Below are 12,924 nucleotides of genomic sequence, written 5' to 3' on the forward strand. Positions count from 1 at the left end.
ACCAGAATCGCCTGAAAAAGATCGTCCATAAAACCAATTGAACCGCAGTGGGGAACCGAGCCGACGCACCGATGAGATACGCGTGAGGTCGTCGAGTGGTTCGCGAGCGGCTGGCTCGTGTCATTTCAGCAGACACCGTGTCCTTCGGGCATCACACCGGGTCCTTCGGGCACCACGTCGGGTCAATCGAGCAGACGCTTGCAGTTCAACCGCAAATTCTCAACCGCTTCGATACAGCTATGACAGAGACGATGAATTTCTTGTGAATTATTCTCTTTCAGCGCCGTCATCAACTCGCTGATCATCAACCCACATCCCCGTTCGTCAAACGTGACCACCAACCCTTTTAGGGCATGCGCATCGCGATGGGCCTCGCCGAAGTCGCCGGCCTGGATCGCACTTTGAACCCCTTGGACCAGCGGCGGAACGTCATCCACCAAAATGGCAGCGAGCTCGCGCAACAATTCTTCATCCCCTCCGAGCCGCCCGAGTGCCTCGGCAAAAACCGATGCTTTACATGGATTCAGCTGCGTAGGAACTTGACTGCGACGATCGGCTGCGGATGTATGCTTTTGAACCATATTGGATCGAACTTTCACGAAAGTTTCCCTATCAAATTCACTCGACCGGTGGCTTCGCCCCATGCCCTTTTTTTTCGTAGCGGCACAGCCCGAGCTTCATGCCAGCTACATTGTGTCGAGACCTAAAACCAAAAAACTGGCCCCCACATCCCCAGCGTTCCGTGCCAGCCCAGTTCCGTGCCAGCCCACTAGAAAGAGCATATCCCGTTCCATTCGCTGCATTTTGCTGGCCTCGCACTGCGAATTGGATCCCCGCATTACGACTCATCCAATCGCTTGCGTCGGGTTGAAATTCAGAATCAGACCCTTGAAAAACCATCGACAAAGGTCGACGTTCCGTTCCCAAAACGTGATGATCCCGACGGGCGGTCGGCCAAATTGCACGACGATCAAACACCTCCTTGGCAAACTTCATGACCACAATCGCCGGAAGACTACTGGTTGCCGATTCCACCACGCGACAAATGACGCTGCGACCGGGAACCATTCGAATCAGTGACGGGCGAATCAAAGATGTCATTCTCGAAGAGGATGCGATCACCACGACGGATGGTTTCCGTCCCCTCACCCCAGGCGAGCAAATCGTCTGTCCTGGTTTCATCGACGCCCATCTGCACCTGTCCCAATTTGGCATCATTGGTGCCCATGGTTTGCCGCTATTGAAATGGCTCGATCAAGTCACGTTTCCAGCCGAGCGAAGTTGGCAGGATGAAAATTTTGCCCGCGAGACCACTCGATCGGTACTCACTCAATTGTTGTCATTCGGAACCACCAGCTTCTGCGGCTACACGACGGTCCATCACGATTCGGCAATAGCGGCGTTGGAGGTGGCATCCCAAATGGGATTTCGAGGGCACATTGGGCAAGTGTTGATGGACCGCAACGCTCCGTCGGATCTCTGCCGCGAAACCAATCAATTGATTGACGAGGCCGCCGAGACGCTCAATCGTTTTCCATCCACCGCGGAAATGGCAGCCGCCGTGACACCGCGATTTGCGATCACGTGTTCGCCACAACTGCTGGAATCGGCCGGTGTTTTGGCCGCCCAGCAAACGGCTGCGATTCAAACTCATTTGGCGGAAACCGAACAAGAATGTGCGAGTGTTGCCGAACTCTTTGATTCCGCTCGCTACGTCGACGTTTACCAACAGGCCAAATTGTTGACACCACGGACGATCTTGGGACACGGAATACACCTGGATGCACTCGATCGACAAACCCTCGCGACGCACGGTGCGGTCATTGCTCATTGCCCCACGGCCAACCAATTTCTAGGTTCGGGAAAAATGAACCGGCAAGCCCTCGATCAGGCACAGGTCAACGTGGTGCTGGGCAGCGATATCGGTGCGGGTTACGAGCGCAGTATGGTGAGCGTGGCTCGCGCGGCGATCGAAACCGCGGCATCGCTTGGCAACACACATCTCACCGCCGCATCCGCGTGGTACGACATCACCGCCGGAGCCGCAGACGCGCTGGGCTGGGATGATGTCGGTCAACTTCGCCAGGGATGCCGTGCGGACGTCGTCGTGATCCAGCCCGACGTTACCACTCAAATGCAAGGACATGATTCGGTCATCGATCCCTTGTCACAATTGATGTTCGCGTGGGATGACCGCTGGGTCAAACAAACCTACCTGCGAGGCCAGTCGGTCTGGGGCGGATAACCGGAACGGTGGCGGTTGGGGTCGTGGGGAGCATGCCCATCGTAACCATTTCCAGCGGGAGCGTTTTTAGATTGCCCGTTGTCGTACCGGCCACGTCCGAATTGCCCGTTGCCTTGGGGACCGAATCCGTTGCCACCAGCACCGTAAGCTCCGCCAGCGCCGTAGCCAACGGGTGCACCGTAGCCAAAGGGGGTGCCAAAGGGGGTGATGTTCAGCCCAGCGAACGGGGCTCCCCAAGCGGCATAGGGCACACTATACGGCCGATACGGCAACTGCCATTCACCATAGGGGCGAACGGCATCACCCCAAGTCTCGACGCGGTGATAGTTGTCCGAGGATTGGCCGTAATTCAAACGGCTGCGAACGTGCGTGTAACCGCTGGTCTTAAAATTCGCGACCTCTGGAACCGTCGGCGCCGCAGTGGGCTGGAATTGATCCACCCGCTGTGCAGTGATCGGATCATGCGAGAATTTGCCCGGCAGTGTCAACCAATCGGCTGCACCACATTGGCTCGCAATCACGAGATTCATTAGGACCATGACGACGTTCTTCATGAACGCCAAAATAGTTCACGTTTTTGCAATGCGAGAAAAAAAAGCGTTCTTCAGCAAGAAATTTCGGTGAATGCCACGTCTCACAGAGCCCCTCACCCTCGCGATCGCTACAACCGTCGCAACCCGTCTTCGGTCATTGGCGTCGGGATCTCGACGTCGACTTGATCGATACGGGCCAATGTTTCACTGTCTAGCACCACATCACGAGCCGTCAGCGATTCAAGCAACTGTTCGGTGCTGGTCGCCCCGATGATGGTCGAAGCGACAAAGTCGTGCTGGCGGCTCCATGCGACGGCCAGTGCCGTGACAGTCGTACCAATCGACTTGGCGATCTCTTCCATTCGCCGCGTGGTTTCGATCGTGCGATCGTTGACAAAACGCTCCGCCATTTTGCGTTGCCGCTGTTCGCCGTTGAGCAAATACTCGGTAAAACGGGCGCCCGGTGGAGGCGTGACGTTGTATTTGCCCGTCAAAACTCCGCCACCAAGCGGCGAGTAGGGCAGCAAGCTCAGTTTCTCTTTTCGCAACACCTGAGCCAGTTCACTTTCGCAGCGGCGATTGATCAAACTGAAGTTATTTTGCACGGTTTCATAGCGATCGAGCCCCTGGACGTCGGCGGTCCACAAACTTTTCATCACCCCCCAACTCGTCTCGTTGCTGCATCCGATCACGCGAACCTTGCCCGCATCACGTAGTTCAGTCAGCGCCCCCAAGACCTCTTCGTACGGCATCCCGTGATCCGGCCAATGGATTTGATACAGATCGATGTAATCGGTCCCCAAGCGGCGAAGCGAAGCATCACAAGCCCGCAAAATTTGGTGCCGATCGATCGACGTTTTTCCATGGCGGACGGGGGGGCAAAACCAACCATGGGCTGGCCCGGTGATTTTGGTGGCCACCACCACCGACTCACGCGGCTTGGTTTTCAACCAGCGTCCGAATATTTCTTCGGTCACCCCCACGGTGTCTTTGTTGGGGGGCACCGGGTAGATCTCGGCAGCATCAAAAAAGTCGATTCCGGATTCAAAGGCCAAGTCACAGATCGCATGACCGGATTTTTCGTCACATTGGCTACCAAAGGTCATCGTTCCCATACAAATATCGCTAACGACGACACCGCTACTTCCTAAACGTTTTTTTTGCATCACGATCGGTTCAAAGAGGAAGGGAGAGAGAGGGTGAATGTTGATGTTCGCGAGAGCACGCCCTCGAGCAGCCAAACTACGCCCTTAGCGGCAACGCTGTGAAGCACTTCTGAGTCGTGTTTTGCCATGTCATCACAACCCGAACGCGTAAGCGAGGGACCGGCGCTGGTACAAGAGTCCCTCGCTTACGCATTCGGGTTATGGAAAAATGCTTCACAGACTTGCCTTCAGGCTGGCGAAGCAGAAGCGAAAGTCCTTTTCATGTCATGCCCACGCGAAAAAACGGTTCTGAGCTGCTAAAATAGCAACTGGCGTCTCGGCGTCCCTCCCCCCAACATTCCCTCCTTTGCCTATCGAGTCTGCCTTATGCGTGCGTTTCGTTCGTTGTCCGCTGTCGCCGCTTTTGCGGCCTATTTGGTCACCCCCGTTGCATTGTCAATGGTTCTCGGTGCCCAGCCTGTGACTGCCGAGGACTACCAACACGGCCCCGACTCGCAACCCAACGACGCGGTACCGCATGGCAAAGTGACCCAACATGTTTGGGATTCAAGCAAGGTGTTCGAGGGCACACGGCGACGCTACAGCGTGTACGTCCCAGCGCAGTACGATGGCAAAACTTCCGCCGCGTTAATGGTTTTCCAAGACGGACACGCCTTCGAAGGAAATAAGGGAGATTTCCGCGTTCCGGTTGTGTTTGACAACCTGATTGCCAAAGGAGACATGCCGGTGACGATCGCCGTCATGATCGATCCTGGCCATAAAGGCGAACTCGCAGAGAAACGTGGCTGGAGCCCCCGGCCGAGCAACCGCAGTTTCGAGTATGACACGGTCAGCGGCGATTACGCGGAATTCCTGCTCTCCGAGATTCTTCCTGAAGTCGAAAAAGACTACCGAATCTCGAAAAACCCAAAAATGCGAGCCATTTGCGGCAACAGCTCAGGCGGTATCTGTGCCTTCAGCGTCGCGTGGCATCGCCCCGATCAATTTCAAAAAGTACTTAGCCACATCGGCAGCTTCGTCGATCTTCGCGGCGGTCACAATTATCCGCCAATGATTCGCAAAGCGGACAAGAAGCCGATTCGTGTATTCCTACAAGATGGCGAGAACGATCTCGACAATCAATTCGGAAACTGGCCCTTGGCCAATCGTCAAATGGCCAAGGCGTTAGCGTTCAAAGATTACGACTACAAACTGGTTTTTGGCACCGAGGCGCATAATGGAAAACATGGCGGTGCAATTTTTCCTGATTCGCTGCGTTGGCTATGGCGAGATTGGAAAGAGGAAACGTACGAGTATTGAGCTAGGACTCGGATCTTCTCCGTTCCGACCGTTCTGCCACTGATGAATGATGTCCGCCGCGTGCAATTCGCAAAAGCAACCCTTCAAAAATATCCATGCTGAATCGTCTTTCCAATTCGACCGACATCCCTTTCACCGCCTCCTTCGTCCATCGATTGCGGGTCACGGACGATGTCGCGGGCGATGATTTTTCGGTATTAGTCGATTTGCTGGACGGCGGAGACAACGGGGGCGCGCGCGTGCTGTTAATCGCCGAACGAGCGGTGGCTCAATCGAGCGACCGTGTTGCCCGGATCGAATCGCAACTCCGCGGCGAGGCCTCGATCGAGTTGACGTCCCCCACGATCATCGTGGATGGCGGCGAACCGATCAAAAACACGCAAACCGCGGTCGAAGAAATATTGGGCCTGATTCACGACCTGAATCTTGATCGCCGCAGCTACGTCATCGCCATCGGCGGCGGAGCGATGTTGGACGCGGTGGGCTATGCCGCCGCGATCGCCCACCGCGGGATCCGGCTCGTGCGTCTGCCCACCACCACACTGGCGCAGGCCGATTCGGGTGTCGGAGTCAAAAACGCAATCAACTATTTCGACAAAAAGAATTGGATCGGCACGTTTGCGGTGCCGTGGGCGGTCGTTAACGATTCCGCCTTGTTGGAAACGTTGCCGGATCGAGAATTCTGTAGCGGACTGAGCGAAGCAGTGAAAGTTTCGCTACTGAAAGACGCAGACGAATTCCACTGGTTGGCCGAACACGCGTCGCAGATTTCCGCGCGAGATCCTGAATTATCGCGGCGAGCGATCCACCGTTCTTGTGTGCTCCATATGCGTCACATTACCGAAGGAGGCGATCCCTTCGAGATGCTCGAAGCTCGCCCGTTGGACTTCGGTCACTGGTCGGCGCATAAACTCGAGACGCTCTCACGCTATCAAATTCGTCACGGCGAAGCGGTCGCGATCGGCGTGGCAATCGATTGCTTGTACTCATCGCTCAAATTTGGGCTGCCACGCCAGGATGCGGAGATGGCTGTGCAATGCTTGCATGACCTAGGCATTCAACTGTGGCATCCCTGTCTCGAACCGGTGGACCGATTGATGCAGGGGCTCGAAGAGTTCCGCCAACATCTCGGCGGCCGATTGACGATTACGATGCTTCGTGGGATCGGCGACTCGATCAATGTGCACGAAATCGACCCCCTCGCCATGAAGACGGCGATTGAGACATTAGGCAAGATAGCCAAAAACAAGGCCATTCCTGCTAACTAGGACGACGTGGCGGATACAAATCGACCCTCCCTCCGGGAGGGTCGGCCGCTGAAAGCGGTCGGGGAGGGCTGGTGAATTCTCGCTCGAACCTTCCACCTCAACACAGCGAGCCCCACCGGTGAGTCGGCTACCGCCGACTCTGACCTCCCCAAAGGGGAGGTAAAATTGCTCTGCCCAAAGTCGTCATCACTATCGCTTCGGAAGGTATTCGTCGCAAAAACACTCCGAATTAGTTCCAAATCTGCCTTGTCGTGAGAGCGTCAGCGTTGGTAGTTACCAACATTGATATCGCAAATAGGTGGTAAATCGTCGATCCATGACGATTCCTCTGCCCCGTTTGCGACCGAATTCAAGGATGAATCGGTTTTTCCCCCAGCGGGATACCTCACTGTATGACACGACGGACTACGAACCGAATGACTGCTCGAACGACTCGACGCGCTCTGTGCTGTAGTGCCGCCCATTCTGTTTCGCTGACCCTGCTGATCACGTTTGCTCTTTCGCCAACGATGGCGAATGCGCAGATGGGTGGCGGAGGCGGATTTGGTGGTGGCCAAGGCGGCCCAAGTGCTCCCGGGCCCGATACACGTCCCAAATTTCGTGACCATGTTCGCAGCCGTGATGGGCTGGCGATCCATCGCGAAAAAGGGGACGCGATCGTTTTAGACGTCACCGTGCGTGGCAACAAAGCGATCGGCACCCACTTGATCATGCAGAAGATCGAAACCCGAAAAGATCGCTTCTACGATTACGAAACCGTGCTCGGCGACGTGCGACGTCTGAACGACATGGGCTCGTTTGATCACGTCACTTTCAAGCTTGACGAACGCCCTGAAGGAGTCGCAGTCACCTATTTCGTTCACGAACGCCCCGTTATCACCAAGGTTGTCTTTCACGGTCATCGCGCGTTCAACAATCGCGAAATTCGCAATCGTGCCGGGGTCCAAGCCAACGATCCCTTGAGCGAATTTTCGGTCGAATCCGCTCGCCGCCGCATCATCGACTACTACCTCGAAGAAGGTTTCAATCAGGTCGCCGTGGATGCACAAATTGGTTTCGGAACCGACCCAGGCGTGGTGATCTTCCGCATCAACGAAGGCCCCAAAGAACGGATTGCCGACATCACGATCAAAGGCAACACGATCGTCAATGAAGCACGACTGAAAAAGATCATCACCAGCCGTGGGCCGACTGCGGGTGTATTGTCCTACATCGGCAACACCGCCAACCTTGCCACCATCGACAACGATGTCAACGTGCTGGCTACGTACTACCACAACCTAGGTTTCTTGACCGCCACCGTCGGTCGACGACTGCACTACGACGAATCCGGCAAATGGTTGTACGTCACCTTTGTCGTGAACGAAGGACCTCGGTTCAAAGTCAACGATGTCAAAATTGTGGGCAACCAATTTATTACCGAAGAATCGCTTCGTAACCGATTGGAACTAAAAGCCGGTGACATGTTCGATGGCACCTTGATGCGTCGCGATATCGGCGAGATCACCTACGGCTATGGCGAACTCGGGTTCATCTATGCCGAAGTCGAACCGAAAACGGTAATGCGAGACGAAGCGAACACCGTCGACTTGGTCTACGACGTGACCGAAGGCGATATTTGGAAAGTCGGTCGCATCTTGGTCAACATCGAAGGCGAACCGCACCTGATGCGTGAATCCACAATGCTCAATATGGTCGATCTCCGCGAAGGAGACATCATTGACCGTCGCGAGCTAGAACTAAATCGACGTCGCATTGAACGCAGTCAATTGCTAGAAACCAATCCACAGATCGCCGATCCCCCTGACATCAAGGTCATTCCGACTGATCGCGAGGTCGACGATGTCTACTAAGTTTGTACAGCACTCTTCCGATGAAGCCGTCCGCATGATGCACACGATTGAAATAACCGCACGAAACATTGCGTGCTCGATCGGTGTCGTCGCGTTGGCGACGTCGTTCACCGGTTGTAACCAACTCGCGACGCAAGCACCGTGGGCCGCCAATCCACTGGCACCGCGTTCTGCGACCGCGGCTGCGACTGCGGCTGCGTCGGTATCGCCCCATTCTGCGGTGAATCGTTCCGCGAATGCATCGGCAACCGAGCCCCCATCCGCGCTGGCGACTCAGTTTGCTTCAGCACCTACAGCAAATGAACCGATCCCCGTGCAATCGGAAAGCGATCGCTATGTCGCGCGGCAATACCCCAGTACGCCGCCGTACACGCCGCCTTCGAGTGGTTATACAGCACCCAACAATTATCAACCTCCCAGCAGCTACTCGGCTCCACCATCGCTTTCCAGTCCATCGCAAAATTATAGCGGTGGCAGCGTCTACGGTGCCCCCGCGACGAGTACACCTCCGACTCAGTACCCTCCGTCTCAGTACAACGCCCCCGCGTATCCCGATTCGACCTTTGCACCTCCCTCGAACACGTTTCCTGGTGCAGGCTATCCTGACAGCGGCACGCTACTGCCATATGGAGCCGATCCGTATGGCGGCGCCCCGTCGAGTGTCCCGATGCCCACGGTCCGCGAAGCCGACTTGATCATCAATGGATTCCCGGCACGAACCGGACGCATCATGCTGGGCGGTGCCGTCAACAGCGATGCCGGAGTGACCGGTCAAATCACGGTTGATGAACGTAACTTTGACATCATGCGATGGCCACGTTCGTTTCAAGACTTGTTTAGTGGAACCGCATTTCGTGGTGCCGGGCAAACGTTTCGTATCGAAGCGGCCCCAGGTAGCGATTTCGACCGCTACACGATCAACTTTGCCGACCCCAACTTGTTCGGCTACAAACCGGTCAGCATGTCAGTGAGCGGTTTTTTGGTCGACCGGCGTTTCAACGATTGGGACGAAGAACGACTCGGCGGACGCTTGAGTTTCGGTTATCGGATCACGCCCGACCTTTCGGTTTCGCTTGGTATCAGTGGCCAGAGTGTCGATATCACGAACCCTCGAGTGCGTGGAATTGCACCGCTGGAAGCGGTATTACATGACAACGTTGGACGCAACGAATTGTATTCAGGCACGCTGTCGTTAAAACACGACACCCGTGACAGCCCGATTCAATCGAGCCAAGGACATTATTTCGAGTTCAGTTTCGAAGAAGCCTTTGGCGATTTTGATTACGCTCGCATCGAAACCGAATACCGCAAGTATTGGTTGTTGGCGCAGCGTGCCGACGGCAGTGGAAAGCAAACGCTGTCGTACTCGAACCAACTTGGCTTCAGCGGCGACAACACACCGCTGTTCGAGAACTTTTTCGCGGGTGGTTACGCCACCATGCGTGGTTTTGATTTCCGCGGTGCCAGCCCGGTTGTGACCAGTCCGAGCGGGAATGTCGAAGTCGGGGGACGGTTCAAATTCCTCAACACTGTCGAGTACATGTTCCCAATTACTGCCGACGACGCGTTCAAAGGGGTAGCGTTTGTTGACTTTGGAACGGTCGAATCCGACATCGAACTAAACAGCGAGTCGTTCCGCGTCGCCCCGGGTGCCGGTCTTCGCGTTGCGATTCCAATGCTCGGCCCCGCCCCCTTAGCATTCGACTTTGCCTACCCCGTCAGCAAAGCGCCGACCGACGATACCAAGGTCTTCAGCTTCTACATGAGTCTGATCCGCTAACGGCAAAGAGAGCGGAGGAGCAGCATTTACTCTCCCTTCGGGAGGGTCGGCCGCAGGAAGCGGCCGGGGAGGGCTAGAAACCTTGAACTTGCACGATCCACTCCTAACACAACGGCCCCCACCGGTGAGCCGGCTACCGCCGACTCTGACCTCCCCACAAGGGAGGTAAAGATGGATTTGTCACTTCTTTCGCTACGCCTACCCCACACCTTCACCGACCAAGATCGGCAACAGTTTCACGAGGTCGGACAAATCGTCGACGACCAACAGTGGCTTTTCGATTTCCAGCATCTCACGAGAATAGCCGCCGGTGCAAACTGCGACCACTGCGGCGCCGATTGCATGCCCACAACGGATATCGGCCGGGGTATCGCCGATCACCATGATCCGCTCACACGCCTGCTCGCCCGCCTCGCTGCGGATCACTTCACGTGCCCGGCGAGCCAAATCGTCGCGGTGCAGATCGCTATCGCCACCGACGATCCAACGAACATAGTGCCGCAAACCGAAATGATCGAGTTTGTGGTGCGCCGTCTCAACAAGATTGCCCGTCATTACGCTGACGCACACTCGCGCGTCGTTCGCCAACCGCTCCAACAACTCGACTACCCCGGGCAACACCGTGCCGCCTCGCTGCTGTAACATCTGCGGTAGCAGCGAGATATAACGATTCTGCAACCGTTCTCGATTTGACTCGGTAGGCTCTAAACCGTTCAAAACGAGCAATTCATCCAAAATCCCTCGGTCGGTCCGTCCGGCATAATCCACGTCCGCGGTGGCGTTGGGCAAGTCGAATTCCTGCTGGAGTGCCAATTCCAACGCTCCTTGCCCCCCGCGGTTTGTCAACAACAACGTTCCATCGATATCGAAGAGCAGGGTTCGCATCGGATTGAAAAACTCGGATTCTTGGGGAAAACGGTCGCAGCACAGTTATACAGTTCCGCTGCCTTACGGTCTTTCTAACAGGTCAAACCAACATTCGCCCTCCCTCCCGGAGGGGCGGACGCTGGAAGCGGCCAGGGAGGGCTAGAGACCTGAAACTTGCACCGTCCATTTTGAACACAACGGCCCCCACCTAGAGCCGGCTACCGCCGACGGCTTGGAAAGCCGAGGGATAATCGTAGGCAGCCCCTCTGAAACCCGTCGGGCTTCACCGTTTCCTTGCTGCAGATTAACCTTACGACACTTTACCCTCAAACGAAAACCGTTGGACTATCGATGGTCGTCACCGAACACGAAATAACTCCCGCCGCAGATTCCGATGCTGCGTCCCCGCTGGTTGACAAGAGCGGTTCGCGTGTACGGGAAATGTTTCGTCAAATCGCACCTCGCTATGACGCGATGAATCACCTGCTGTCGCTCAGCATCGACCGCTATTGGCGGTGGCGAACCGTGCGGATTCTGAAACTCGATTCGGCCGCCCCCGTCCTGGATACCTGCACTGGCACCGGCGACCTCGCGATCGCGATCGCCAAAAAAGCTCCCAAAAACGTTCGTGTCGTCGGAAGTGATTTCTGTCATGCGATGCTCGAAATCGCTATTCGCAAGCGACGTGCCGGGACCACCAGCGAATCGATCGAGTTTATCGAGGCCGATTCACAATCGCTGCCGTTTCCCGAAAACCGCTTCCAGTGTGTCACGGTCGCCTTCGGACTAAGGAATGTGACCGATACCGACCAAGGACTTCGCGAGATGACTCGTGTCTGCACCCCCGGCGGCCAAGTCGTGGTGTTGGAATTTTCCCAACCTCGGCTGATCGGACTCCGCCAAGCCTATGGATTCTACTTCCGCAACGTGCTGCCTCGGATCGGACAACTGTTCGCTCGCAACGACAAATCGGCCTACAAATACCTACCCGAATCGGTGGGTCAATTCCCGGATGGCCAAGTACTTGCCGATCGCATGACCGCCGCTGGATTGACCGATGTCCGGTTCACGCCGATGACGTTCGGCGTCGCCACGATCTACCAAGGCACCAAACCAACGACGGGGGAGTCGACCGAGTGAGCGAAACGTTGGCGGGCAAAACGACAGCGAGCGACACGGCATCGAATCCGGATCAAGATCCCCAGAATCATGATTCAAAAAATCGAGGCCCCGTGGTGCTGGCGATGACCGGTGCGAGTGGGGCGATCTACGGCGTCCGATTGCTGCAGATCCTGGCCCGCGCTGGCTACGAGGTGCACGTCACGATCAGCCCCAGTGGTGCGGCGGTAATCAAGCAGGAACTCGACACCACGATCGATATCCATAACGCCGATGTCGCGGGTCTGTTGACACTTACCCCTGCTTGGTCCACTGCGGTGATCGAGGCCCCCGATGCAAGCGTGCTGTCGCGAATCCATTACCACCGCTATGACGACTACTTCACCCCGATCGCCAGCGGATCGTTTCGAACGCAAGCGATGGTGGTCTGTCCCTGCAGCGGCAGCACACTCAGCGGGATCGCTCGTGCGGCTGGATCGAATTTGATCCAGCGTGCGGCAGAGGTGCATTTGAAAGAACACCGAAAACTGGTCCTTGTGCCGCGAGAAACACCGCTCAGTGTATTGCAGCTCGAAAACATGCACCGCTTGGCGGCAGCCGGCGCGGTGATCTTGCCCGCGATGCCCGGTTGGTACCACGGCGTCGAGTCGCTGGATTCATTGGTCGATTTTATCGTCAGCCGGATCATGGACCAAATCGGAGTCGACAATTCGCTGATCCAGCGGTGGGGGGAATCATGAACCTCTCCCATTGGCTCGGACTGATTCGATTTAGCCACACCGTTTTCGCATTGC

Annotated in this window: 11 protein-coding genes; 7 read left to right on the top strand and 4 right to left on the bottom strand. The window is 56.1% G+C overall.

The window, feature by feature from the left end; translation table 11 throughout:
• Window positions 1-182: 182 nt before the first annotated feature.
• Window positions 183-599, bottom strand: coding sequence for an Hpt domain-containing protein (locus ABX962_RS16800; protein WP_372721198.1), 417 nt, complete (start codon window positions 597-599; stop codon window positions 183-185).
• 395 nt (window positions 600-994) lie between these two features.
• On the opposite strand from ABX962_RS16800, the gene ABX962_RS16805 reads away from it, so the two are divergent.
• Window positions 995-2,245 (top strand): guanine deaminase, encoded by a 1,251-nt coding sequence (locus ABX962_RS16805; RefSeq protein WP_372721199.1) that lies wholly within the window; start codon window positions 995-997, stop codon window positions 2,243-2,245.
• Here the strand turns inward: ABX962_RS16805 and ABX962_RS16810 are convergent.
• Complete coding sequence (locus ABX962_RS16810) at window positions 2,212-2,784, bottom strand: hypothetical protein (RefSeq protein ID WP_372721200.1); 573 nt, start codon at window positions 2,782-2,784, stop codon at window positions 2,212-2,214. The two genes, ABX962_RS16805 and ABX962_RS16810, sit on opposite strands and share 34 nt — an antisense overlap.
• Window positions 2,785-2,906: 122 nt before the next feature.
• Window positions 2,907-3,944, bottom strand: a complete 1,038-nt coding sequence (locus ABX962_RS16815; RefSeq protein ID WP_372721201.1) for an aldo/keto reductase — start codon at window positions 3,942-3,944, stop codon at window positions 2,907-2,909.
• A 438-nt stretch (window positions 3,945-4,382) separates the two neighbouring features.
• Between ABX962_RS16815 and ABX962_RS16820 the strand changes: the two genes are divergently transcribed.
• The 4 genes from ABX962_RS16820 to ABX962_RS16835 all read left to right on the top strand — a co-directional run bounded on the left by ABX962_RS16820 (window position 4,383) and on the right by ABX962_RS16835 (window position 10,144).
• Window positions 4,383-5,243 (top strand): alpha/beta hydrolase, encoded by an 861-nt coding sequence (locus ABX962_RS16820; protein WP_372721207.1) that lies wholly within the window; start codon window positions 4,383-4,385, stop codon window positions 5,241-5,243.
• 95 nt (window positions 5,244-5,338) lie between these two features.
• Window positions 5,339-6,511: a 3-dehydroquinate synthase gene (locus ABX962_RS16825; RefSeq protein WP_372721202.1), complete on the top strand. Its 1,173-nt coding sequence runs from the start codon at window positions 5,339-5,341 to the stop codon at window positions 6,509-6,511.
• Between the two features lie 416 nt (window positions 6,512-6,927).
• The gene (locus tag ABX962_RS16830; RefSeq protein WP_372721203.1) at window positions 6,928-8,364 is read left to right on the top strand and encodes an outer membrane protein assembly factor; all 1,437 of its coding nucleotides are present in this window, start codon (window positions 6,928-6,930) and stop codon (window positions 8,362-8,364) included.
• Window positions 8,354-10,144, top strand: coding sequence for an outer membrane protein assembly factor (locus tag ABX962_RS16835; RefSeq protein ID WP_372721204.1), 1,791 nt, complete (start codon window positions 8,354-8,356; stop codon window positions 10,142-10,144). Before ABX962_RS16830 ends, ABX962_RS16835 begins: the two co-directional genes overlap by 11 nt.
• Window positions 10,145-10,342: 198 nt before the next feature.
• Here ABX962_RS16835 and ABX962_RS16840 read toward each other — a convergent pair whose 3' ends face one another.
• Entirely contained in the window at window positions 10,343-11,029 is a 687-nt protein-coding gene (locus tag ABX962_RS16840) for an HAD family hydrolase (protein ID WP_372721205.1), read from the bottom strand.
• A gap of 333 nt (window positions 11,030-11,362) precedes the next feature.
• Between ABX962_RS16840 and ubiE the strand changes: the two genes are divergently transcribed.
• Both ubiE and ABX962_RS16850 read left to right on the top strand, forming a co-directional pair.
• Window positions 11,363-12,151, top strand: a complete 789-nt coding sequence (ubiE, locus tag ABX962_RS16845) for a bifunctional demethylmenaquinone methyltransferase/2-methoxy-6-polyprenyl-1,4-benzoquinol methylase UbiE (protein ID WP_372721206.1) — start codon at window positions 11,363-11,365, stop codon at window positions 12,149-12,151.
• 104 nt (window positions 12,152-12,255) lie between these two features.
• A complete protein-coding gene (locus ABX962_RS16850; RefSeq protein WP_372721208.1) occupies window positions 12,256-12,870 on the top strand; it encodes a UbiX family flavin prenyltransferase in 615 nt (204 codons plus the stop codon).
• Window positions 12,871-12,924 lie beyond the last annotated feature (54 nt).

The organism is Novipirellula sp., from assembly GCF_041583735.1.
Classification (GTDB): Bacteria; Planctomycetota; Planctomycetia; order Pirellulales; family Pirellulaceae; genus Novipirellula.